General features: G+C 67.7%; 20 protein-coding genes. 10 read left to right on the plus strand and 10 right to left on the minus strand.

What is annotated here, in order from left to right; genetic code table 11:
- Positions 1–10 precede the first annotated feature (10 nt).
- The 3 genes from H6717_24070 to H6717_24080 form a co-directional block, all read right to left on the minus strand.
- Positions 11–955 (minus strand): hypothetical protein, encoded by a 945-nt coding sequence (locus tag H6717_24070; protein ID MCB9580126.1) that lies wholly within the window; start codon positions 953–955, stop codon positions 11–13.
- 101 nt (positions 956–1,056) lie between these two features.
- Complete coding sequence (locus tag H6717_24075) at positions 1,057–1,584, minus strand: hypothetical protein (protein ID MCB9580127.1); 528 nt, start codon at positions 1,582–1,584, stop codon at positions 1,057–1,059.
- Between the two features lie 27 nt (positions 1,585–1,611).
- Complete coding sequence (locus tag H6717_24080) at positions 1,612–1,803, minus strand: hypothetical protein (GenBank protein MCB9580128.1); 192 nt, start codon at positions 1,801–1,803, stop codon at positions 1,612–1,614.
- An 82-nt stretch (positions 1,804–1,885) separates the two neighbouring features.
- Here H6717_24080 and H6717_24085 point away from each other — a divergent pair, with 82 nt between their 5' ends.
- Positions 1,886–2,848 carry a 2-isopropylmalate synthase gene (locus tag H6717_24085; protein MCB9580129.1) on the plus strand — a complete coding sequence of 321 codons (963 nt, stop codon included), beginning with the start codon at positions 1,886–1,888 and terminating at the stop codon, positions 2,846–2,848.
- Positions 2,849–2,880: 32 nt separating this feature from the next.
- Here the strand turns inward: H6717_24085 and H6717_24090 are convergent, their stop codons facing one another.
- A complete protein-coding gene (locus tag H6717_24090; GenBank protein ID MCB9580130.1) occupies positions 2,881–3,603 on the minus strand; it encodes a hypothetical protein in 723 nt (240 codons plus the stop codon).
- A 93-nt stretch (positions 3,604–3,696) separates the two neighbouring features.
- Here H6717_24090 and H6717_24095 point away from each other — a divergent pair, with 93 nt between their 5' ends.
- Both H6717_24095 and H6717_24100 read left to right on the plus strand, forming a co-directional pair.
- Positions 3,697–5,706, plus strand: coding sequence for a hypothetical protein (locus tag H6717_24095; protein MCB9580131.1), 2,010 nt, complete (start codon positions 3,697–3,699; stop codon positions 5,704–5,706).
- 490 nt (positions 5,707–6,196) lie between these two features.
- Positions 6,197–7,822: a hypothetical protein gene (locus H6717_24100; GenBank protein ID MCB9580132.1), complete on the plus strand. Its 1,626-nt coding sequence runs from the start codon at positions 6,197–6,199 to the stop codon at positions 7,820–7,822.
- A gap of 145 nt (positions 7,823–7,967) precedes the next feature.
- Here the strand turns inward: H6717_24100 and H6717_24105 are convergent, their stop codons facing one another.
- Positions 7,968–9,245, minus strand: coding sequence for a VWA domain-containing protein (locus tag H6717_24105; protein ID MCB9580133.1), 1,278 nt, complete (start codon positions 9,243–9,245; stop codon positions 7,968–7,970).
- A gap of 97 nt (positions 9,246–9,342) precedes the next feature.
- On the opposite strand from H6717_24105, the gene H6717_24110 reads away from it, so the two are divergent.
- Together H6717_24110 and H6717_24115 are read left to right on the plus strand one after the other, a co-directional pair.
- Entirely contained in the window at positions 9,343–10,206 is an 864-nt protein-coding gene (locus H6717_24110; protein ID MCB9580134.1) for a hypothetical protein, read from the plus strand.
- Positions 10,206–11,216 (plus strand): hypothetical protein, encoded by a 1,011-nt coding sequence (locus tag H6717_24115; GenBank protein MCB9580135.1) that lies wholly within the window; start codon positions 10,206–10,208, stop codon positions 11,214–11,216. Before H6717_24110 ends, H6717_24115 begins: the two co-directional genes overlap by 1 nt.
- 529 nt (positions 11,217–11,745) lie before the next feature.
- Here the strand turns inward: H6717_24115 and H6717_24120 are convergent.
- Genes H6717_24120 through H6717_24130 form a run of 3 tightly spaced genes read right to left on the minus strand, consistent with a single transcriptional unit; the run spans position 11,746 to position 14,905 of the window.
- The gene (locus H6717_24120; protein ID MCB9580136.1) at positions 11,746–13,713 is read right to left on the minus strand and encodes a GMC family oxidoreductase; all 1,968 of its coding nucleotides are present in this window, start codon (positions 13,711–13,713) and stop codon (positions 11,746–11,748) included.
- Entirely contained in the window at positions 13,710–14,174 is a 465-nt protein-coding gene (locus tag H6717_24125) for a hypothetical protein (protein ID MCB9580137.1), read from the minus strand. The genes H6717_24120 and H6717_24125 overlap by 4 nt, the downstream gene beginning before the upstream one ends.
- 2 nt (positions 14,175–14,176) lie before the next feature.
- Positions 14,177–14,905, minus strand: a complete 729-nt coding sequence (locus H6717_24130; protein ID MCB9580138.1) for a FadR family transcriptional regulator — start codon at positions 14,903–14,905, stop codon at positions 14,177–14,179.
- A gap of 209 nt (positions 14,906–15,114) precedes the next feature.
- On the opposite strand from H6717_24130, the gene H6717_24135 reads away from it, so the two are divergent.
- The 4 genes from H6717_24135 (at position 15,115) to H6717_24150 (ending at position 21,440) form a co-directional block, all read left to right on the plus strand.
- The gene (locus H6717_24135) at positions 15,115–16,785 is read left to right on the plus strand and encodes a hypothetical protein (GenBank protein ID MCB9580139.1); all 1,671 of its coding nucleotides are present in this window, start codon (positions 15,115–15,117) and stop codon (positions 16,783–16,785) included.
- Between the two features lie 194 nt (positions 16,786–16,979).
- Positions 16,980–18,203, plus strand: coding sequence for a radical SAM protein (locus H6717_24140; GenBank protein MCB9580140.1), 1,224 nt, complete (start codon positions 16,980–16,982; stop codon positions 18,201–18,203).
- Positions 18,204–18,665: 462 nt separating this feature from the next.
- Entirely contained in the window at positions 18,666–19,649 is a 984-nt protein-coding gene (locus H6717_24145; GenBank protein ID MCB9580141.1) for a sel1 repeat family protein, read from the plus strand.
- 87 nt (positions 19,650–19,736) lie between these two features.
- On the plus strand, positions 19,737–21,440 hold the full coding sequence (locus H6717_24150; GenBank protein ID MCB9580142.1) for a serine/threonine protein kinase: 1,704 nt from the start codon (positions 19,737–19,739) through the stop codon (positions 21,438–21,440).
- On the opposite strand, the gene H6717_24155 is transcribed toward H6717_24150, so the two are convergent.
- Both H6717_24155 and H6717_24160 read right to left on the minus strand, forming a co-directional pair.
- Entirely contained in the window at positions 21,441–22,115 is a 675-nt protein-coding gene (locus H6717_24155) for a hypothetical protein (GenBank protein ID MCB9580143.1), read from the minus strand. It lies immediately after the preceding gene.
- A 42-nt stretch (positions 22,116–22,157) separates the two neighbouring features.
- Positions 22,158–23,774 (minus strand): protein kinase, encoded by a 1,617-nt coding sequence (locus H6717_24160; protein ID MCB9580144.1) that lies wholly within the window; start codon positions 23,772–23,774, stop codon positions 22,158–22,160.
- Positions 23,775–23,917: 143 nt separating this feature from the next.
- On the opposite strand from H6717_24160, the gene H6717_24165 reads away from it, so the two are divergent.
- Entirely contained in the window at positions 23,918–24,400 is a 483-nt protein-coding gene (locus tag H6717_24165) for a rhodanese-like domain-containing protein (protein ID MCB9580145.1), read from the plus strand.
- Positions 24,401–24,519 lie beyond the last annotated feature (119 nt).

A 24,519-nucleotide genomic window follows, 5' to 3' on the forward strand; every position in this document is an offset into this window, starting at 1 on the left:
ACAGCGTAGCTCAATTTGCCTCGAGGGGCGCGTACATGGCCCACCATGACCAGTTCCAGTAGTCGTCGCAGGCGCCGCTCTGGTAGCTCCGCTGGTTTCGCACCATGAAGTCCTGAATGCCGTTGTAGATCCACTCCACCTGGCCCATGCCGACCATCACGCCGGGCTGGCCCGGGCCGACGTCGAAGAGCAGAGCGTAGTCGCCAGGGGCTTGAGCGCCTCCACAGCCGGGGGTGTTCAGATAGCAGCCGATGTCCGCGACGGAGACGGACAAGGGCGACTCCTTCGGCGGTGTGGCGGTGCGGTCCGTTGCGAGCAGCCACCAGCCGTTGTCGTTCGACCAGACGGGGTTCTGCTCGCCGCCCCAGTTGGCAACGTTGCGGATCGAGAGCTGGGTCGAGCAGACCATCCAGACTTTGTTCAGCTCCTCGCGTACGTCGACGAGAGTTCCGACGGGGATGTTCAGATCCAGCCCTTCGGCCTTCACCGTGACCGTGGTGAACATCTGAATGCAGTCCGCGTTGGGCGGGCAGGTGTCCATCACGAAGGTGTTGTTCGCGCTCTTCACGACGCGGCCGGTGTGCTGCCACACGACGTTGGGCGAGCCACCGCTGTCGGGACACACCGGGCCGGGGGCGAACTGTGAGTCGATGGTGACGGCCACGATGTCGTGGGTCTCGCCGCAGGCGATGCCGCCGCCGGAGCCCGCGACGCCGCCGCCCGCGACGCCCGCAAAGCCGCCGCTGCCGCCCGCGCCGTAGCCGCCCGCGCCGCCCGCGCCGTAGCCGCCCGCGCCGCCCGCGCCGTAGCCACCAGCGCCATAGCCGCCGCTGCCGCCCGCGCCGCTGCCGCCCGCGCCGCTGCCCCCGCTGCCGCCTTGGTTGACCGAGCCGCCACACGCCGCCGCCGCCAACGCCGCCGCCACCGTGATGCCTACGCGAGTGAGGAAGTGCATGGTCGCGACTTCCTGCAACCTACGTGCCCGCGGCGGACCGACAAGCTTCGGAGAAAACGACCGCTGAGTTGGCACACGCTGCGCCAGACCGGGCCACGCGATCAGCTGGGGAAGTACGCGCCAGTGCCGGCTTCGAAGGGACGCAGGACCTTGTCCTCCGTGGGGAAGCGCAGGGCGAAGAGCACCCAGCTCACCCCGAAGAAGGGGTACGCAATCCACGAGGCGAAGCCCATGAAGCCGAGCACGAAGCCGAACAGGGCGATGGACTCGCTCAACGCCAGGGACAGGATGAAGGGGGTCTGGAACAGTAGGAACGCCTTGCGGCGGGCCTCGTCCGGCTTGGCGAACACCCGGCGCTTGGGACCCGAGCGGTAGGGCAGCACGTCGGAGCCGGCGTCCGCCATCTCTTCGATGGTGTCGAGCTTCACCCGGGCCACGGCCTGCCGGTACTGGACCCGCGGCACCACGAAGCTCATCACCGCCGTCGTCAGCGCCACGAGAGCGAACATGGGGGGCAGCATGGGCGGCGGAGGACCGGGATTCTCCGGGTGCACCACGAGCATCATGAACACGAACACGAAGGTGGAGCCGAAGATGGCTCCCCACAGGATGCGAGGTACTCCCAACATCGCCCGCAGCCTACACGGCCGGCCGAGCTACAGCCAGTGACGCTGCGCGGCGTGGCGATAGGCGAGCAGGCCGAGGAACGTGGTCGCGATGGCCAGGCGTAGGCCGATCGCCAGAGCGGGAATGTCCGAAGCGGGAACGAGCCAGCTTTCCACCGAGGCTCCGAGCGCGGCGACGCCGAAGACGAAGAGCGGTGCGCGGGGCAGGGAAACGGACGTCATGGCTCGGCAGGCGTAACGCCGTGCGTCGCAGCGGGGCAAATTCCTGACGGCGGGCCGAGGGCGGCGCTATTCTCGGACTCTGGTGTCGAACGCCCCCTACGACTGGAACGAGCTCGGACCCCGCCGCACGCTGATGCACGAAGGGGTTACGTTTCTGGACGAAACGCTGCGCGACGGCATCCAGAACCCGAGCGTGGTGGACCCCAGCATCGAGGACAAGATCGAGCTGGTGCACCTGATGGACGAGCTCGGTATCGACTACGTGAACGTGGGCTTGCCGGCGTCCAGCGCGCGCAACTGTGCCGACAGCGAGGCGCTGTGTCGCGAGATCTCCCAAAGTCGGCTTCGGATTCAGCCCATCGCAGCCGGGCGTACGGTGGTCAAGGACCTCGAGCCCATCGCGGACATCGTGCAGCGCACCGGCGTGCCCGTCACGGTGTACGCATTCGTGGGCAGCTCGGAGATCCGCAAGCTGGTGGAGAGCTGGAGCCTCGAGATGCTCATGGACAAGACGCGCCAGGCGGTGAGCTTCGCCACGCGGCACGGTCTCACCGTGTGCCACGTCACGGAGGACACCACGCGAGCGCGCCCCAAGACTCTACGCGCGCTGTGGAGCGCTGCGCTGGACGAAGGCGCGTCGCGCCTGTGCTTGGCGGATACCGTGGGGTACGTCACGCGTACCGGTGTGCGCAATCTCGTATTGTTCGCGCGCACCGTCGCCGACGAAGCGGGCGGCGCTCACATCGGCCTCGATTGGCACGGCCACAACGATCGCGGCCTCGCACTCGACAACGCGCTATGGGCCCTCGAGTACGGCGTGGATCGCATCCACGGCACCGCGCGCGGAGTGGGCGAGCGCACCGGCAACACGCCCATGGAGCTCTTGCTCTTGAACTTGTGGCTGTGCAAAGAGCTCCCGCTCAAAGACGCCGCGCTCCTCGACCGCTATTCCGAAGCCGCCGCCCGCGCCACCCAGTGGGACGGCCGCGCGCCCGGAAGCTCCCGCAGCGCCGCCGAGTGGCTGGAGCTCCTGGCCAGCCACTGATCATTCTTGTCGCTGCAGCGCGGAACCTCGCGTCAGCGCGGCTTGCGGCGCGGCGGCGGCGGGCGCGGCGGCTTGGCCTTCGCTTTGGCCGGAGCTTGCGCGGGCGCGGCGGGGTCTCTCAGATGATCGGGGATCTCGAGGGTGGCGCTGGGTCGATCGTACGCGGCGATGGGCGGATCCGACGAGGGACTGGAACGCTCCGGCGCGGGCGCGGTGGCAACGGCCGGCGTGCCGCCCTCGATCTCCACACGACGGCCTGCGGCCTGGGCGATGAGGGACGTGTCGAGGGCCGAGAAGGACGGCTTGCGATGCTGCCGTTGATGCTCCGGCATGCCCCACAGCACCAAGCGCCGATCCGACGGCTGCTCCTTGTAGGTGAGGGGTGCGAGCTCGCGGCGATGGCCGTCGATGTATTTCGCCAGCTCGGCGAGGGGGACGTCCATCCGCACTGGCGGGAGCATGCGCTCGGCGGCGACGCCGTCGTCGACCAATAGCTCCAGCACCGTCAGCTCGCTGTCGCCGATCAAGCGCACCACCAACCGGCCCTCGAGCCAGCTACGCTTGCTCATTCGCGCGAGTAGCTCCAGCACCCGCCACGCGGACTGATTCGGACACGCGACGCTGGCCATGTGGCGCACCAGGGCCAGGCATTTTTCCCGCGGGCTCTGGTCGTTCATGCTGCGGGCGGGGGCCATCGCCTCGGCGATCAGCGACTCCGTCACATCCATGCAGCTCGCGATTTCCGTCAGCTTCACCCGGGGGAGCATACGCCGCCTCGACGCGGCGTCCACCGGAGGCGCAAATCACGCGACGCTTGCGCACTTGTCCGAGGTCGGCAAACTCGGGCGGTGACTGGCGGCTGGAAGGTCCATTGGGAGCGCGCTCGAGCGCTCCGTCAGCCGCTTGCGATGCTGCTCGCGGTGGCGGCCGGCATCGCCATCGCGGTCTTGGGTGACCTCTGGTCTCGTGAGTACCAGCGCAACGTGGTGGACGATGCGCTGATCTCGTTGCGCTACGCCCAGAACCTAGCAACGGGCCACGGCCTGGTGTTCAACCCCGGCGAGCGCGTGGAGGGCTACACCAACTTCTTGTGGACGGTGCTCTGCGCGCCCGTGTACTGGGTCACTCACGCGTTCGGCTGGAGCTTCGTCCTGGGTTGCGTACGGCTGAACCTGGTCGTGGCGGGGTTGAACGCGATCTTGATGTACGTGATCGCGCAGCGCTTGTGGCAGGGCCGTGTGTTGCCCTTGCTCGCAGCGCTGGCGCTCTTGGTGGTCGACAACTCCTTCGTGGTGTGGGCGGCCATGGCGATGGAGAGCCATCTGGTCACCGCGTGCATGTTGGGCGCGTTGGCTGCGTGGCTCTCCGAGCTCCGGCATCGCGGGGCGTGGACGGGAGCGCTGCTGGCGGCGGCGGTGATGGCGCGGCCGGACGCCGCGCTGTTCGCCATCGTGTTCTTCCCGAACGTGCTGCCCGGCATCTTGTGGCGCCGGAAGAAACCGGAGCTCCGACAATGGCTGTGGGCCGCGGGCGTGGCGGCGGGGCTCTATGGGGCCTACTTCGCGTGGCGCTACTCGTATTACGGGTTCCTGCTGCCCAACACCTTCTACCTGAAGGTGAAGAGCTCTCATTTCGACGCCGTGGCCCGCGGTCGCGAGTACGTGACGAGCTTCGTGGTGGAGCGCGGGTATCTACCGCTGGTTCCGCTGCTCTCCGTGTTCTGGATCGGCAACACCACGGTGCGCACGGTGCTCTCGTGGGTGCTGCTGCACGCGGCCTACGTGATGTACGTGGGGGGCGACTTCTACCCGGGACATCGTTTCTTGCTCGTGCTCATCCCCATGCTCGCCCTGCTGCTCGGGCACGTGGTGTACGGCATCGGTGAGCTGGTACGGAAACGAGGTCCGCGTTGGCTCCCGGTGGCGAGCGGTCTCGTGCTCGCCTCCGGGCTTCTGGTGATGGTCAATCAGTGGCGCGTGCTCGGCTTGCGCTACGGTCCGCTGAACGGGGAAATCCGCCGCTGGGCGCACACCCTGTCGGCCAACCGCGCCTTCTCGCTGTGGCTGCGCCAGCGGAGCTCTCCGGACGATCGCATCGTGCTCGGCGACATTGGCTCCGCCGGCGTGTACGGCAACCTGCTCGTGGTCGACTACTTCGGCGTGGTAGATCCCGTGGTGGCGCATCAGGACGCCACGACGCTGGGCCATGGCAAGCCGGGGCACGAGAAGAAGGCGACCTTCGCGCACTGCATGGAGACCCGGCCGAAGTACATCAAGTGGGGCTACTTGCCGGGGATTTTCTGGCAGCACGGCTACTACCTCGACAACCAGCTGCCGGACGCGTTCAACCAACCCGGGCTCTGGGTTCGCGACGAGCTCCGGGACACGGGGCGCTACTTGCCGGGCACGCGCATCGGCTTCGATCCCGGGAGCTACGCGGGCTGGGCGGCCAATGGCACCGCCTTCGCCAGCTGGCCGACGTCCAGCGCGAGCGCGAACCAGCTCCCGGTGGTGGGGGCGGAAGGGTGGTTCCTGTCCACCTACTCGCCCACCTCGGGAGACGACGCGACGGGGATCCTGCAGTCTCCGGAGTTTCCGCTCGTGGGAGATGTGATGGTGCTGCGCGTCGCCGGCGGGCGCAATCCGGACCAGCTTCGGGTATCGCTGAAGATCGACGATCGCATCGTGGCCAGCGCCACCGGCTCCAACAGCGAGATACTGGGCCGTCGGGTGTTCGACATCTCGGCCCACAAAGGGCAGCGCGCCACGCTGGAAGTGCTCGACGACGCTACCGGGAGCTGGGGTCACCTACTCGTCGACGAGATCCAGCAGTGGCAGCGCACCGAGACCAAGAAGTGAGGCGTGTCTGTGGGGGCGGATGTTCACGAGTTCGCGAGATCACGAGATCGCGAGATCACGAGATCGCGAGATCACGAGATCACGAGTTCGCGAGTTCGCGAGCAGCGAGCGACGAGCGACGAGCGACGAGGGATCTGGGGCGCCGAAAGTCGTTCGGAACCGAACGGTTCGCGCGACGCGCGAGGGGCGCTGATCGCGGGGCAACCTTGTCGGGGGTCGCAAGCGCGGAGAACCGTTCGGAACCGAACGGTTCGCGCGACGCGCGACGGGCGCTGATCGCGGGGCAACCTTGTCGGGGGTCGCAAGCGCGGAGAACCGTTCGGAACCGAACGGTTCTCGTGACGCGCGAGGGCGCGATCGCAGCGCGGGGGGGTACGGCGCGCCGGCGCGCGGGAAATCGTTCGGAGGGAGAGAAGGGACGGCGCGCCGGAAATCGTTCGGGTCCGCGGCTGGCTGCCGATCGAGTAACGGAACGCGGTAAGATCGCGGCATGCGCTTCCGCCATGCCTTGGCCCTCTCCGCCGCGCTCGTGGGCTGCGGCAGCTCCGGTGACGACGCGAAGAAGCCGGCGGGTTTCGCCGAGAAGGACCGCACGGCCGAAGCCACGCGCCTCTTGAAGGGGCCGGACTGGTACCGCCACGCGGTGTTCTACGAAGTGTACGTGCGCTCGTTTCAGGACAGCGACGGCGACGGCATCGGTGACATCCCCGGGCTCACCTCGAGGCTCGACGAGCTCGAGGCACTTGGTGTGAACGCCATTTGGCTCATGCCCATCATGCCGACGCCGTTCGCGGATTCCGGCTACGACGTTTCGGACTACCAGGACATCAACCCGGACTACGGGACGCTGTCCGACTTCGACACGCTGCTGAAAGAGGCTCACGACCGCGGCATGCGCGTGATCATCGACCTGGTGCTGAACCACACGTCGGATCAGCACGCATGGTTCGTCGAGTCCAAGAAGGACAAGACCAACCCGAAGGCGGATTGGTACGTGTGGAGCGACACCGACAGCGATCCGAACATCAGCTGTGGTCCCGCGAATCCCATCTTCGGAACCAACCCGTGGACCTTCGTTCCGGAGCGCAATCAGTATTACTACCATCGCTTCTACGCGGGGCAGCCGGATCTGAACTACCGAAACCCGGAAGTGGTCGACGCCACCCTGAACGTGGCGCGCTTCTGGTTGGACCGCGGCGTGGACGGCTTCCGCTGCGACGTGATCGGGCTGCTCGTGGAGTCCGCGACGGGCTGCGACATGGAGCCCGAGACGGTGGACTACATCAAGAAGCTCCGCAAAGTGCTGAAGGAGTATCCCGATCGCGCGATGGTCGCGGAGAGCAGCAACTTCGACAGCTCCGCTTCCTACTTGGGCAACGGGTCGGACATGTTCCACATGGCCTTCGATTTCGCCTATGGCTACTTCTGGGGCGTGCTGTTCGGCGGCACCAGCGCGGCGCCCATCCAAGAGCGCTTCCAGAAGGTGCAGGACACCTATCCTGCGGGCGGCCAGGACGCCCTGGTTATCGGCTCCCACGACGTGCTCAGGGCCTACGACATGGCCAACGGCATCGAATCTCGCTGGCGGCGCGCCGCGTTGATCCAGATGACGATGCCCGGCACGCCGTTCGTCTACTACGGAGAAGAGCTCGCCCTCCGTCAAGGCAAGGACTTCGTCGTGGACTCACGTGATCGCCAGCGCACGCCCATGCTGTGGGACGACAGCGCTGGCTACGGCTTCACCACGGGTACGCCCTGGCTCGCCTTCGGGGCAGACGCCGACGCCACGAACCTGGCCGTGGAGCAGGCGGACGCGAACAGCAACTACGCCTACTACAAGACCTTGCTCGAAATGCGCCGGGGCCGAGAAGCCTTCGGCACCGGGAGCCTCGAGTTCCTTTCGTCCGGGAGTGACTCCCTCCTCGCTTACGAACGCGCCGGCAAGGACGAGAGCTACTGGGTCGTGCTCAGCATGGACGAGAGCGCGGAGCTCTCCGCCACCATCGAGAAGAAGCTCGACCGCGCGCCCAAGCTCCTGTTCGGCGACGGCACCCTGACGAAAAGCGGCGACGTGACGCTGCCGGAAGCGGGCGCTGCCGTGTTTCGAGTCCGTTGAAGGCGGCGCTGCCGTGTTTCGAGTCCGTTGAAGGCGGCGCTGCCGTGTTTCGAGTCCGTTGAAGGCGGCGCGACGGGATTCGCGCCGCACCAACAAACTCTGGCAGCTGTTGTCAGAGTCTTCTTTGGTTGGTTCGCCGCGGAAGCTAGCGTGGCGGCGGCTGATTGCAGCCGAACACCACGTCCACCTTGCCGACCTGGTTCTTCTTCAGCTTGTCGCAATCAGCGCCATAGAAGCTGATCTGGTTGGTGGCGGGGTCGTAGTCCCAGCCGGAAGCGTGGGTCGGGTCCCGCGGCAGGCTCACCTTGTCAAAGAACACGTACAGCTTGCTCGGATCCGGCGGCACGTCGTTCAAAGTGAAGGTGCAGCCCACGATGCTACCGGCGATCTTGCCCAGGGCGGCCTGTAGGCTCGCGGCGTCGTCCGCCTGGTAATAGTGGAGCGAGGGATTGTTCGGATCGTTGTTCGGCACGCCGCCGGCATCCGCGAACTTGTTCAAGGACGCAGCTTTCACGCCGGAACCGAAGCCAATCACGAAGGTGTTGATGCCGTTGGCCGCCAGCTGCGTGATGATCTGGATGGTGAGCGGATCCCCCTGGTTATTGGGACACACCGCTTGGGCGCCGTCGGTGATGAGCAGCACGTAGCTCTTGCGTGTGGTGTCGGCGAAGCTCGGTTCCTGGCTCGCCTGCTTCATGGCCGTGTCGATGTTGGTGACGCAGGGGCCGTCCGGGTAGAACGGGTCGGCCTTCTTGAGCGAGGCGTTGAGCAGCGACTGGATCTTCGCTTCGTTGGCGTCCGCCACCGGGAACTGGGCGGCGCCCTGGGTGCAGCTGGCGCCCACGGTATCCGGGAACAGGCCGAGACCCCAGCGGACCTTGCCGTTGAAGTCGGTGAGCATCTTGTTGATGGCTTCCACGGCGATCTGCCACTTGGTCTTGCCGCCGCCGCCGGTGCCCGTCATGGAGCACGAGCGATCCAGCGAGATGAACATGTTCGGGGCCACGGCTTCGATCTTGAAGACGTTCGCGCCGCAGGAGCCTCCGGGCGCACAGCTGCCGGTGGCCGTGTCGCACACCTCGCCGTCGGCGCAGTCCTGGTCGTCGCTGCAGGTGCCGGGGGGCAAGCACTTGCCGCTCTTGGCGCAGGCGTCGCCTCCGGTGCAATCCGCGTTCGTGGTGCAGGTGCCGTCGACGATGCAGGTGCCGGAAGCGGAACAGAACGTCCCGGACGTGCAGCCGTCGTTGGTCGTGCAGGTGCTGATGCCGCCCCCCGTGCCGCCGCCGGAGCCACCGGTGCCCACCGCGCCGCCGGTAGTGCCTCCGGCGATCGTGCTTTCGTCGCTGCTGCTTCCGCAGGCGACACTCCAAACCGCAAAGACCGCGAGACCGAACACCGCAACTGCAGAAGCGCGAAGGGACATGGGACTCTCCGTTCCATACATAGAGTACCTCGGGTGGACGGTGTCGCACACGGGATCACGCGTGACGCAGCGATCCATTTGGACGTAGCCTGAGATCATGAAGGCGGCGGTCGTGGGGCTCGTGGTCTTGATGGTGGGGTGCAGCGGGTCCGATGAATCCAGCGGGAGCACCGGCGGGGCGGCGGGAGCCAGCTCCGGAGGCACAGGCAACACCGGGAACACCGGGGGCACGGGCAACACCGGGGGCACGGGCAACACCGGGAACACCGGGGGCACGGGCAACACCGGCGGGACCGGCAACACCGGAGGCGTCGAGACCTACGGCCCGGCGCACGATGGCGGCGAGTTCCATCTCGGTCCCGTCGACTACGCGGAGACCCAGTGGCACAATGCCTGCGCCCCTGGCACCAAGTACGCGCCATCGGTGCAAGCCGTGGAAGGCAACCTGCTCGCGGGGCTTTGGAACGGCATCCCGGACGTGGCCAGCTACTGCGACGCGTGCATTTACGTGGAGACGGCCAAGGGCAAGTCCGCCGTCTTGCGCGTCGTGACCTACGGGGACACGACGCCGAACAGCATCGACGTGAGCCCCGAGGCGTACGCCATCTTGGACAGCGGCGAGTACCCGCGCACCATGAGCTGGAAGTTCGCGAAGTGCCCGGACACCGGCAAGCTGATGTACGAGTTCCAGACCGGCTCCAGCGAATGGTGGACCAGCTTCTGGGTGCGCAACCCGCGCGTTCCGGTGACCAAGGTGGAGGTGAAGAGCCCGAACCACGGCAGCTTCTTCGAGCTCACGCGGGGCTCGGACGGCACCCTCACGGATGGCGGAGGCTTCGGCAACGGCAGCTTCACGCTGCAGCTCACGGGCATGGACGGTCAGACCGTGATGGACGACTTCGCGTGGCCCGGCGGCGGTATCGCGGGACAGATGCTGACCGGGCAGGGCAACTTCCAGTAATGCGACGAACGCTCTTGGCCGCGGCCGTGCTCGGCGCGTGCGCGCCCGCTCCACAGCGGCAGGTCCGTGCCGCGCCGCCGGCGCCGCCGGAGCGCACCGCGCCCGCGTCGGCCGCGCCGGAGCCCGCGCCCGCGCCGGTGGCGGCGCCGAAACCCGCCGCGCTGCCGGTCTACGACGGCGTGAGCTTCCGCCAAGTGCTGGATGTGCCGATCCACTATGTTGCCTTCGCGCCGTCCGGAAAGGTGGCAGCCGTGGGGGAAGACGTCTGGGTCGGGGATGGGGCGTCCTTGAAGAAGCTGCCCGCGCCGGGACCCGCGCTCGCGGACGTCCGCGTGTATTTCGGACGCGACGACCAGCCCCGGCTGATGGGCGCCGAGGGCGGCGCGCCGGTGTACCGACGTTTCCGCGGCGGACGTTGGCAGAGCGGTGCGACGGAGATCGGACGGCTCGGCAGCGGCAAGTCCGCACCGCTGTTTGGAGTGCTGGGCAACGACGACCCGGAGGTGGTGTGCAAGGTCGGCGACGGCTGCATCGTGAAGCGACGCAGCGGGTGGCAGACGATCACGCCGCCGGAGGGACGCCCCAGCGTCTCCCTCGAGCATGGGACGACCTGGGCGCTCGCCCCCGCGACGCTTCTACGTCTCGAGAGCGAGGGCTTCCGTGCGTTCGGCGGGACGTTGCCCTTTTCCCACGCGACGGCCATCAGCGCGACGAGCGAACGCGACGTGTGGGTCGCGGAGCCTGACGCGCTCTATCGCTTCGACGGCAAGAGCTGGGCTCGGCTCGACGCACCGGTCGACGGGATCGCCGGCGTGTGGGCAGCCGCCGAAAAGGACGTCTGGGTCGTCGGCCAGGGCGGCGCCGTGCACTACGACGGCGCGACGTGGTCCCGCGTAAAGGAGCCGTCGGGGGCCCTGCGTCTGGCCACGGGCCCGTCCGCCGCGGACGTGTGGCTTGCCGGCAAAGCCGGCCTCTTTCACGCCGTTACCGCGGCGGACCAACAAGACTAGGAACGGTACCCCGCCCGCTTCCCTGCTCCGTGCGTCCGCAACACAGGGGTGGTGACGCACGGAAACCTGGGAGGAGTCGCGAGGCCCTCGCGTCGCGAGAACCGTTCGGCCCCGAACGATTTCCGACGCGCCGAACCCCGCGTTGCGCTCGCTCCCTCGCGCCCTTGCGCGCCTCGAGAACCGTTCGGCCCCGAACGATTTCCGGCGCGTTGTACCCGGCGTTGCGCTCGCGCCGTCGCGCGTCGCGAGAACCGTTCGGCCCCGAACGGTTCTCTGCGCCAGCGCGCCGCTACCCCTTCTCGTTCCACGACATCCGTTCGGCCCCGAACGATTTTCGGCGAACGACGGATGGAGGAGTCGCGAGGCGTTGCAGGTCGGAGCGAAGTGGAAAAGGAACGATTGGCCGAAGGCGGATCTCCGAGATTACGCGAACCGCTGCGCGAGCACCTCTTCGGTGGGCGTTGCGAGCGCCATGGCGATGTGAACCGCTGCGCGAGCACCTCTTCGGTGGGCGTTGCGAGCGCCATGACTATGTGAACCGCTGCGCGAGCACCTCGCCGGCGCGGGTTGCGAGCGCCATGATCGTGAGCTGTGGGTTCACCGCGATGCTGGTGGGCACGACGCTGCCGTCCACGATGTAGAGCCCTGGTACTTCGTGGCTCTCGAAGGAGGGGTCCACGACGCTGGTTTCCGGATCCGTACCCATGCGGCAGGTGCCGAGGGGGTGGAACGCGACCATGGTGACGTCGAGGCCGCCGGGGCAGGCGTTTTCCAGGCGATCGACATCTGCGGTGGTGGTCAGCTCGTCGAAGCCGTGGATCTCGGTGTACGCGGCCTTGGCGCCGGCCGCGAAGAACACGCGGGCGATGGCGGCGCTGCCGCGGGCGAGGAGCTTCCGCTCGCGGCGGCCGAGCTTGTAGAGGGCGAGGGGGCGACCCTTGGGACCGAGCACGATGCGGCCGCTGGGCTCGTCTTCCACCATCACACCGAAGGACGCGATGCGATCGTAGTTCTCCATCACGTCCACGTAGCGTTGGCCGACGAAGGGGAACATCGTGGCGCCCATGTCCAGCGGCGCGCTGGCGCCCAAGATCAGGATGCCGTCGCGATGGAACTGGTCGATGCCGTGGCCTTGAGGCACGTGCTCGAAGCCGCGGATCTCCTCGTCGAAGATGGCGCTGACGCTGGTGGCCGGATGAATGGTGAGGTTCTTGCCGACCTGTCCGTTCGCGGTGGCGAGACCCTGGCGCATGAGGAGCACCGGAGTTTGCAGCGCGCCACACGCCAAGATTACACCGCGAGCGCGCACCTCGAGACGCCGGCCGCCGCTCACGCAGCGACCGCGCACGCCAACGGCGCGGCCGTTCTCCACGATGACCTCGTCCACCTTGAAGCCCGTGACCAGCTGCGCGCCGCGAGACAGAGCCATGGGCACGTAGGACACGTTGGTGCTGCGTTTGGCGTCCGTGGGGCAGCCCCACTGGCACACGCCCTGACCGTCGCACTCGGGAGCGTTGCGCGGCACGGGAAAGTGGCTCCAACCCAGGGTGTCACAGCCGCGACCGAGCACCTCCGCCGGCTTACCGCGTTCCTTGGCACCGTTGGCGCCGATCTCCAGCGTGCGCTCGACCTTGTCGTAGTACGGCTTCATGCCGTCCGGCGACAGCGCCTCGAGACCGAGGTCGCTCTGCCAGCGCTCGAGGATCCACGGCGGCGTGCGCAAGCAGGTGCCCGCGTTGATGGTGGTCGACCCGCCCACGGTGCGGCCTTGTGGGATCGGGATCACACAGTTGCCCACGACGCCGGTGAGCCCGCCGTCGCGATACAGCTTGCGCGTGGCGGGAATGGTGCGCCGATCGAAGTCCTGACGTTGGTTGTACTCGCCCTCCTCCAGGAGCAGAACGGCGACGCCGCGCTCCGCGAGCTCCTTGGCCACCACGGCGCCGCCGGCGCCGGTGCCCACCACCACCACGTCGCATTCCAGCGTCTCGTCCAGCTCCGCGGCACTGGTGACCTGCTGCATCCAGCGCTGCTTCTCCGGCTGAGCCTGCGGGCTCTGCCACACGCAACCGAAGGAGTGGTACACGTCCAAGTCGTCGAAGTACGCATTCTTGAGCGGGTACGTCAGCGCCATGAACGCCGCGCGGCGCAGCAGATCGCCCTCGTGCAGGCTCCACACGAGCTCTGCGCGCCGCTCGGGCGACAGCGCGGTGAAGCGCCGACCCGTGCGCAGCCGCGCCAGCTGCTCCAAGCTCGCGAGCAACTTCGCGTAACGCGCCGGCGTTCCTTCGCCGAACGAGCCGAGCAGCCGCGCCAAGCGATCCACCGCCGCGTCGCCTGCCGGCGCCAGCATGCGACCGCCGGGGATCACCGCTTCCGCCAGCGCCCGCGCGACGTGCGCGCCGCGGTCGCCGAACACCTGCCGACCGAAGGCTCCGGGCTCCGGCTTCTTCTGGACGCGCGCGACGGGCACGTCGACCACTGCGGCCTGCGTCATGTCGCCTCCAGCAGAGCGGGACGAGCCGCGCGGAACGTGCGCAGGAACGGGACCAGATCCCGCACCAGATTGAAGCGGACCAGGGCCGACCCGAGGCGATTGCCGTCGCCGTCCGTGATGACCCCGGGCAGCGTGGTCATGGACTTCAGCGGGTGGCGCCAGGTCGGCGATTTGTGCCCGGAGAACCGGTAGCGCTCGCCCTCCGGGCCGCGAAACTCGATGTCGTAACCGATGCGGCCGCCGAGCGGGCGTACCTCCAACGTACCCGTTCCCGGCGCGTGCTCCGCCAGGCCTTCCGCGAACACCGTACCCACGAGCCGCATGCTGCCGCGCCGGAGGTACGCCACTGCGTCCGTGGCGTCCGCCTCCAGCTCGAACCAGAACACGCGCCGCCCGCTGCCGTCGTCCGGCGTCCAGGTTCCGCGCATCGCTTCCGAAAAACCGTACAGCGCCAGGGCCATGCTCACTCCAAGCTCTCCGCCCGGACGGCGGCGTCCACCAACGCGCGTCCGTTCGCGCGCAAGTACTCCACGGCGACCTTCTCCGCCGTCTCCCCGTTCTTTTCCTCGATTGCTTGCGCGATCTTCTCGAGCCGCGTGCGCGTGTGCTCGCCGTCGGCGAACGCCTCACGGAACACGTGCGCGCGCGAGCCGTAGATGGCGAACATGGAGTTCGCCACCAGCACGAAGATGCGATTGTTGGTCGCCTGCAGCATGGAGCGGAAGAACCCGAGCTCCAGCTCTTGGATGCGTTCCGGATCCGCCTCGGCGCTCTCGAGCTTCGCGAGCGCATGCCGCATCCGCTTCAGGTCGTCCTTCGTGCGCCGCTCAGCCGCGAGCCGCGCCAGGAATCCGCCCATCAGCGTGCGCGCTTCGATCACGTCCGACAGCGCCGCGCGGTCGATCCCCGCCGAGCGGAACACCCAGTGGCTGAGCAGCTGCGCCCCGGCGGACTCGAGCGGATCCAACACCACCGAGCCGATGCCGTGGCGTGTGGAGATGAAACCCAACTGCTCCAGCCGCATGAGCGCGTGCTTCAACGAGGTGCGATTGACCCGCAGCTTTTCCGCCAGCGCTCGCTCCGCTGGCAGGGTGGCCCCCTTGTCGTAGCGGCCGGAAAGGATCTCGTCTCGCAGCTTGGCGGTGACCAAATCGACCAAACTGCGGCGTTCCAAGGGATCTTCAGCTGACATGGGCACCCAGTGACTCAGTGGATGAGCCACTGTACCAGGCCCAAGGCTGCCGTTCAAGGGGATTGCTGGTCCGTCGCGATCCCCGTCACGTCCCGACGCCCTACACGTCGTTCGAACTTGCGGCCCCCTCGCCTTGGGGCGCACAAATGAGCGATGACCTGGCTTGTGCGCGGGGCGCTGATCGGGCTGCTGGCGATGGGGCTCGGCGCGTGCCAATCCCTCGTTGGCATCGAGGACACGACGCTCGAGAGTCCCGACGCGAGCAGCGGGGGAGCGGCGGGCTCCGGGGGCAGCGCGGGTACCGCTGGCAGTGGCGCCGCTGGCAGCGGTGGCGTTGCGGGCAGCGGTGGCGTCGCAGGCAGCGGCGGCACGGCGGGCACTGGCGGCACTGGCGCGCGGCGGGCACTGGCGGCGCGGCGGGCACTGGCGGCGCGGCGGGCAGCGGTGGCGCGGCCGGAGGCGGCGGCACGTGCAGCGGCTACACCGTGGCGGCCGCGCCCGCAGTGCTCGCCGTGGAGCCGGGCAAGAGCGGCGATCTCGACATCACCCTCGGGAACGGCAGCTGCGGCGCGAGCACCCTCACGCTGGTGTCACCCCCCGGAAACGTGAGCGCGTCCCCTGCCGGCATCGCGGCGGGGCTCACGACCGGCAAGCTCACGGTGAACGTGGGCGCCGCGGTCCAGCCCGGTCAGTACCCGCTCACCGTCAAGGCGACGACGGCAACCGACAGCGCGACCACGCCGGTCCTGCTCGCCGTGAAGAACACCCCCGGCACACTGGACCAAAGCTTCGACCAGGACGGCATCCTGGTGCCCACGCCCGGCGACACGAGTCGTCGCGCCGTGGCGGTGGCCATGTTCGACAATGGCGAGGCGATCGTGGGCGCCACGAGCAACACCGCGGGTTGGGATCTGATCAAGCTGAAGATCGACGGTACCGTGGATTCCAGCTTCAATCCGGTGCTGCCCACCAGCGGAACGCTGCGGGACGTGGCCGTCACGGCGGACGGCAAGATCGTGGTGGCCGGGGACATGGGCGGGCAAATCACGGTGCTCCGGTTCCACGCCGACGGTTCACCGGATCAGTCCTTCGATTCCGACGGCAAGGCGCAAGTGTCGAACGTTGCGTTCGCCGGCGCCTCGCAGACGGCGGCAGCGTGTGCCGTGGACTCCGCGGGCAACGTCGTCATCGTGGGCTGGGCCCAGACCCAGGGTGTGGTTGCGCGGATGCTGGCCAACGGCCAACCCGACACGGGCTTCGATGGCCTCTACGGCGCCATCACCGTCGCCGGCGTGAAGTTCAGGGACGTGGGCTTGCAGTCCACCGGCAAGATCATCGCCACGGCACCGAAGACGAACACCAATCCGGACTTCTTCTTTGCGCGTGTTTCGTTGACCGGGCAGGTCGAGCTCACCAAATCCTACAACCTCAACGTGGAGGAGCCGAACGGCCTTGCCATGCTCCCGAACGACGACTTCGTCACGGTCGGTGGCTATTCGGGCGCGGGCGCACCCACCATGGCGAGACTCAGCGGCTCCACGCTGGACGCGGTGAGCAGCTACGGCACGAATGGCCACGTGGCTCTTCCATCGGTGAGCGCGCCGTTCTGGGTCATCTTCGGGGTCACGGCCACGCCCGACGGCAAAGTGGTGGCGGTGGGAAACGGCGGTGCGAGCACGAGCTGGTCGAGCTTCATCTTCCGCGTGGACGCCGCCGGCAAGGTGGACACGACGTTCGCGAGCAACGGTCTCTTGACGTTCCCCGCGACGGGAACCCCGAAAACGTACCTCACGGCGCTGTCCAACACCGTCGGCGGTCGCGTGCTGGTCGCAGGGCGCAACGAGACGCAGGGCCTGGTCGTCATTCGCGTGTGGAACTGAGCGCGACGGGATTCGCGCCGGACCAACGACAGAGCGCGATGCCACCCATGTCCGAATTCCGGACATTTTGCCCCGCTCACTCGCGACCCCCCCTCAAATGTCCGCTTTTCGGACATCGCACGCTTCCGCGCGCGTGACACGGTTTTGACCTGAGTCATTTCGAGAAAATGCGGGCGTGGGAGCCTCGGTCCCGCATGACCGAGCTCGACCATCGTTCGCTGTACCGCCTCCCCTGGAACCTCTCCGACAACCCCATCGTGTGGTTGGAACCGACGCAACAGTGCAACCTCGCGTGTGACGGCTGCTACCGGAAGAACGTCAAGACGCACAAACCGGTGGACGAGGTCGTAGCGGAGCTCGAAACCTTCGCGCGCCTGAGGAACTTCGATGGCGTGTCCATCGCGGGTGGGGATCCGCTGTGTCATCCGGACGTGGTGGAGATCGTGCGCCGCGTGACCTGGATGGGGCGCAAGGCGATCTTGAACACCAACGGCCTCGCCCTCAGCCGGGAGCTGTTGGTGGACCTGAAGAAGGCCGGGCTCGTCGGCCTCACCTTCCATGTGGACTCGCGTCAGGGGCGCCCGGGGTGGCGCAACAAGACCGAGACGCAAATGAACGAGCTGCGGCAAGAGCTGGCTGAGCTGGTGGCTGGCGTGGGCGGGCTCGCCACGGCGTTCAACTCCACGGTGTACGAAGACACGCTGGAGCAGGTGCCGGACATTTTGGATTGGGCCGGCAAGAACATCGACATCGTGCACACCGTAGTGTTCATCACGTATCGCGCGGCGGCGCCGGAGAAGTACGACTACTTCGCCCACGGCAAGAAGATCGACATGGAGGAGATCGTGTACTCCTCCACCCAGCAGCGGCGCACGGACATCAGCTCCCGCGAGGTGGTGAAGGTCATTCAGCGGCGGCACCCCGAGTTCATGCCCGCCGCGTATCTGAATGGAACCGAGAAGCCCGACACCTTCAAGTGGCTGCTCGCCCTGCGCGTCGGTTCCAAGTCGCACATTCACGGCTACGCCGGCCCCAAGTTCCTGGAAGCCATGCAGAGCGGCTACCACTTCGTGAACGGCCGCTACCTCGCGTACTCCTCGCCCGGTGCTCTCGGCATGGGGCGCACCCTGCTCGCCAGCGGCTTCTGGGATCGCGGTCTCCGCTCGGCGGCGGGGCGCTTCGCGAAGAACGTGGTCGGCGATCCGCTGGAGCTCGTCCGCCCGCAGCGCGTCCAAGCGGTGATGGTGATCCAGCCCATCGACCTGCTCGAAGACGGGCGCCAGAACATGTGCGATGGCTGCCCCGATATGACGCTCCACGAAGGGCGCCTCGCCTGGTCCTGCCGCCTCGAGGAGCTGACGAACTTCGGCTGCTTCGTGAACACCGTCCCCAAGGCACCGAGCGCAAACCCGAGCTAGCAGGGGGATCGAGCGCGCGGAAAACCGTTCGGTTCCGAACGAATTGCTATGCGGGGGGATCGAGCGCGCGGAGAACCGTTCGGAACCGAACGATTGGCGTCGAGCGTGACCCCAAACGCGTCCGAGGGGGGTGTCGAGCGCCCGGAAAACCGTTCGGAACCGAACGAATTGCTATGCGGGGTGTCGAGCGCGCGGAGAATCGTTCGGAGCCGAACGATTGGCGTCGAGCGTGACCCCGAACGCGTCCGAGGGGGTGTCGATCGCGCGGGAACGGGATGTGCAAACACGTCCTCGCCTCTGCGGAACACCTTCCACGGCTGTCCACGTTTCCTGTTGGCCCGCCGCGGAACCACGCGGCTGCGGCCGCGCGTGCTACTCTCTGCAGACGGACTGCAAAGCGGGCGGGAGCGCGAAATCGGGGACGCGGCGACCCGCGAAGGCTGCAAGTTGACGCACGACCACTTGGACGGGATCTGGCGAGACCTTCACGACGTCGAGCGGTCGCGCGAGGCCTATGAAAAGCTGCGCCGAATCGCCGAGCAGCCCGGCGAGGTCGAGGCGCAATGGTTGTTTGCGGAGTGGCTGGACTCCCAGGGCAGGGCGTCAGACGCTGTCGAGTGGTTTCGGGCGGCCGCGGAGTCGGGGCACGCGGTTGCGATGGTTTCGCTCGGTCATGCTTTGGACAAGGGACGGGGCGTCCGTCGCGATGCAGCGGAGGCGTGCCGTTGGTACGCCTTGGCTGCGGACGAGGGGGAGTCGACGGGCGCGTGGAATCTGGCATTGAGCTACGAGGAGGGCACCGGCGTCGAAGCCGACGCGGTCCAAGCGCGAGCGTGGTTCGAGCGCGCCGCAGCACGGTCTTGGATGTGCTCGTGGAAGATCGCCGAGTACGAGATCTTCGGGATAGCCGGGCAAGTCGACCCGGCCTCAGCGGTTCGCCGGCTAGTGGCTGCCGTCGAAGAGGGTGATTTCGACGAAGCGTTGTTCTACCTCGGCTTCGCCTATGAAACGGGGCTTGGCGTTGCCGGAGATTTGACGGAATGCGCGCAGCTGTATCGGGAAGCGATTCGCCAGTCTGACCCAGGCGATGAGACGTTCGGTGGAGCTGCCGCGTGCGCGCGGATGGGCCGGCTGCTTCTCGCCCCCGGCGACACGTTGCCCTTGTACGAGCGTGGATCCATCACCGATGCAGTCGAGCTTGGCTTTACCCTCGTGATGCGGGCAGCCGTCGACGGGTATCCCGGCTCGATGGTCGACGTGGCGTTCGCTCTCTTGGATGGTCGAGGCACTGAAGCTGACCCGCACGAGGCAGAGAGGTGGGTTCGCGAAGCGCGCGCGACGCTTGCGACCGCTTGGCCTCGACCGGGTCGGCCCTGGCGCGGGGTGGAAGACATCGCGCAGGCGGCATTTGCCGAACTGGAGACGCGCAGGCCCAACTCGGCGTGAGCGACCTCGGCTCCAGCGCGATGTCCGGGAGGCGGACGGGCGTGGACGCAACGACGCAACGCGCGGCGTGCTAGCATCCGCCGCGCCGTGGGCATTCTTCCGACCACTTACGCGCTCGTCGTTGCGGGGGTGGACCTCGCGGTGGCGGCGCTGTGTTGGGGGTGGCCCAAGGGGGAGCTGTGGCCGGTGGAGACGCGCTTTGCGGGAGCCGCCATGGCGACGGCGGCCCTCACGACGATCTTTGCCGCGATGCTCATGGGTGGCATTGCGCCGGACATCTCCGTGCGGGCGTTTTCGGCGCTGGCGATACTGAGCTTCGTGGCGGGCACGGGCGCCGTGCTGCCACCAGATGCGCCCAATGCCGAGAAGAAGCGCACGATCTTGGCGTTGGTGGGGCTGGTGGTGACGGCGTCGGTATTGCTGTTGCTCGATACCGCGCCGGCCACGTCGACGCGGAGCGGCGTGCCCTCGCGGGTGCTGAGCTTTCCGTCGGCGGTGATGTTCGCAGTGGCCTGTGGCGGCTTCCAGCTGCTCGAGATGCTGGTGGTGGTGCGCTACTGGCCCCGAAGCCACGCGCGCTCGTCCCTCACCGTTGGGCTCTTGGTGTTCGTGGCCGGGTTCATCGACATGGCGGCGCTGCTCGGCTTTGCGGTGCCCCTCATCGGAGCCGTGACGGCGGCTGCCATTGCGAGCTCCTACGTGGCATCCCGCATGTTGGCGCAGTTCCGCGTGGCGCTCGAAGGCGCGGAGGGGCGTGTGCCCGGCTTCGCGCTGCAGCGCTTCTTGGGCGCTGGCGGCATGGCGGAGGTGTTCATGGCGGAAGCCGTGGGCCTGCTCGGTGAAAAGCGCGTGGCTGCGGTCAAGCGCGTGCGGCGGGATCTGGTCGACGACGTCGAGCTGTGCGCCATGTTCTTGGACGAAGCGCGCTTGGCGGCCGAGCTCCACCACCCGAACATCGTGAAAGTGTACTCCTTTGGTACCGGGAGCCAGGGCTCCGCGGTGCGGCCGTACATCGCCATGGAGCTGGTGGACGGCCTGCCTTTGAGCATCGTGCTCCGGAGCTCCGCCGTCTTGAACCGGCCACTGTCCCTCGGAGCCATCACGGAAATCGGCGTGGCGTTGTGCTCCGCGCTCCACTACGCCCACACCCTGACGGGCCCCGACGGAGAGCTTCTGGGCATCGTGCATCGCGACGTTTCCCCGCACAACGTGCTGGTGTCGAAGGGCGGTCAGGTCAAGCTCATCGACTTCGGCATCGCCCGGGCTCGGACTCGCGAAGCGCACACCAAGGCCGGGCGCATGCGGGGCAAGCTAGCGTACTCCGCGCCCGAGCAGATCTCCGCGCGCCCCGTGGACGCTCGCACCGACATCTTCTCCCTCGGCATCTTGCTGTACGAGGCGACGGCGCTGGCGCGGCCGTTCCAAGCGGAAGACGAGTCGGCACTGGTGAACGCCATCGTCGTGGGCAAGCACAAGAAGCTCGCCGAGGTGCGGCCGGAAGCCGCCGCCCTGGCCGAGGTCATCGAGCGCGCCATGCATCCGGATCCCGCCGCGCGTTGGCCCGACGCGCAGGCCTTCGGCGATGCGCTGAAGGAGGCCCTCGGGGAACCGCTGCCCGGACCCGCGCTGCTCGCGGATCGCGTCGCGCTGGTGGAGGCCGAGCGCAGCGGTCTGCGAGAGCTGCCCAGCTTGCGCCCACCGCCGGTGTCCACCGCGAGCGAGAGCTCGACTCTCACCGACAGCGAGGTGGAGGGCACCGTCACCGTTGCCGATCCGCCGTTTCGGACCTGACTACTCCGAGGCTTCCACCATGGAGACGAAACGGATCGCCGGCGGTCCGTCGCTGCTCTGTTTCTGGCTCATCCGGATGGACACGCGGTGGCCTTCCTTCCAGAGCCAGATGGCCTCGGCATTGGCCTTGCCGTCCTTCAAGCAGGTGACGAACTCTTCGTTCTGGCACTCGGCAGCGACGTCATCCGTCGCCGTGGTCGGTGCCCCGTGCTTTTCGACGAGCGATTGCTTCAGCGCCGTGTACTGGGTGTTCCAGGTGTTCCAGTCGTTCTCCTTCGGAGTCACGGCGATGCCGATGGCGCAAAGTGCGTCGCCGCAGAAGGCGAGCAACGGCTTGCCCGACAAGCTGCCGTCCGGAGCGCGACTGCAGGAGTAGCTCTCTCCGGAGCGACTCCAGGTGCCCTTCTTGGTGCAGGCTCGCATGGTGTCGGCCTTGGTCGCGCCGAAGGTGAAGCCGAGGGCCGTCGTGGGCGGCGGCGACGTGGGAGTGGGCGGCGGTGGCGGCTCGGGAGCCGGCGCTGCCTCTTCCGGTTCCGGCGCTTCCCACTTCTCTTCCTGCCCGGGCGGAGCGGGATCCGCGAAGGTGTCGGCGAAGCTCGACCCCTTCTTCTCTTGGCGATGGCAGGCGGTGAGACTCAGGACGACGACGGACGAAAGAAGAAGTGCGAGCCGCATGGGCCCCCAATGCCCGATCGGGCTGCGGACGTCCAGGCGCTCTCAGGATCCCGACGGATCGATGGGAAGCGGCGCGGGAGCGGGGCTCGCACTCGGCTTCGGTGCGAGATCGAGGGGCGCCGGTCCTTCGCCGGGCTCGGGCGATTTCTCTGCTGGCTTCGCGGCTGCGGCCGTCTTCGCCGCGGGCGCCGCGGGTTTCGACGCTGCGGGCGCCGCAGGCTTCGGTGCGGCAGCCTTTGCCGCCGGCGGTTTCGCGACGAGCTTGGCCGGAGGCTCGGCTGCGTCGGCGGACGGCTCAGGCGTAGCGCTCGCCTTCGGCTCCACGGGGGCCAGCACTGCGGGCGTCTGCGCGCGAGCCGGCTCCGGAACCGCTTCGATCACCGGACCGTGCTCAGCGGGCGGCGCGTCGAACGCGATCCACTTCTGCTTCCAGGCGAAGCCGAGCCCTACGACCGCTACGACGATGACGACCGTGAGGAGCACCGGCAGGACGCGCGACGGTGATTGCGGCGCGGGCTGGAGTGCGGCGCCCACGTACGGCGCGTCGGACGATTCCGGCGAGTAGCCGGCGGCCCCCGGTGCCGACGCATAGGGCGCGGACGCATAGGGCGCGGACGCCAAGGGGGACGACGGCATGGGTGACGCCCCGGGCGACGACGGCATGGGTGACGCCCCGGGCGGCGACGGCATGGGTGACGCCCCGGGCGACGACGGCAGGGGTGACGCCCCGGGCGGCGACGGCAGGGGCATCGGTGCCGTCACTTCCGACCGCTCCGCCGGGGCGTAGTGCTCCGGGTTCGCCATCAGCGTCGTCTCTGCGTCCGTCAGGGCGGCGAGGGCGTCGAGCGCCTCTTCGGCGCTCTGATAGCGGTGGTCCGGTTTGCGCTGGATCATCCGCGTCACGATGCGCTCGAATTCGCGGGCCACGGCGTCCGTGCGGCCCGTGGAGAGCGGCGGTGGATCCGTGATCAGCTTGTGCCGAGCGAGATCCACGTCTTCGAGATCCCCGAACACGTGCACGCCGGCGACGGCGCGGTACAGCATGGCGCCCAGGGCGTAGATGTCCGCGGCGGTCGTGACGGAGCGGGAGTTCAGGATCTGCTCCGGCGACATGTACTCCATGGTGCCCACGGCAATGTCCACGCGGGTCAGGGCGGTGATCTCGTCGCCGTCGCCGTCGAGCCCCGCGAATCGACTCATGCCGAAGTCCACGATCACGGTGCGCGTGTAGTGGTCGCCGGACTTCTGCGTGATCAGGTTCCCGGGCTTCAAATCCCGATGGATGATTTGCGCGCGGGAGAGGGCGGCGATGCCGCGGAGCACGTCGCGTCCGACATCGATGGCCTGCTCCACCGTGAGAGTCTCGCGCAACAGCACGCGGCGAAGGGACTCGCCCTCCACCAGCTCCATGACCAGCACCAAGCCGTAGTCGGGCACCGAGAGGAAATCGATGACCTTGGAGATGTAGGGGCTCTCCAGGCGCGCCAGGAAGTCCGCCTCGCGCTTGAAGCGGGTGACGAGCTCACGGTTCTGCTTGGATGCCTCCAGCAGGGTCTTGAGCGCAACTTGGCTACCATCGACGAGCGAGACGCCGGCCCACACCGCTCCCATGCCGCCGACCCCGAGCTCGCGCTCCACGCGATACCGTTGGCCAATCACGGCTCCCGGTCCGATAGCCACGGCTCGATGTTACCAGGCCCCAACGCGACGCGCGGTGCCGGTTTTTCCCTGTGTTTCCGCGCTGAACCGACAACCTGGGGACGCCATCGAATCCTTTTGTGCTTCTCTTGGCTCTAGCTGACGTGAATCTCACCCGCCGTCACATTCTCGCCGCCCTGCCCATTGCCATTCTCGTCGCGTGTCAGGAAGACCCGCCGATCGGATCGACCTCCAAGCCCGCCAAGAAGCGCGCGGAGCTCGGCCCGATGATGAAACCGGCGGATCTCGTGAAGCGTTTGGACGACGTGAAGGCCGGCAAGATCGCCGTGCTGTACGTGGGCCCGGAGATCCTCTTCGATCACGGACACGTCCCGGGCGCGAAGAAGCTGCTCGAGGCTGGCACGGACGCCGGCAAGAAGCTGCTCGTGAAGGAGATCGCCAACACGCCCAAGGACGTGGAACTGGTGGTGTACTGCGGCTGCTGTCCCTATGCGAGCTGCCCCAACGTGCGCCCGGCCAACGAGGCGCTGCACGCCTCGGGTCGCAAGAACTTCTACCTCTTGGACCTGCCCACCAACTTCAAGACGGACTGGAAGGACAAGGGGTATCCGTCGGAACGCAGCTGACGCTGCGGCACGATTGTTGAAGTAAGCTCACGTAACCCCAGCGTGTGCCACCTTTTGGCACACGCACTCAGGAGGAAACGTGAGCGATTCTTCGAGCAGACTGCGATTGAGGGGCAAGC

This window comes from Polyangiaceae bacterium (genome assembly GCA_020633235.1).
GTDB lineage: Bacteria > Myxococcota_A > Polyangia > Polyangiales > Polyangiaceae > JACKEA01.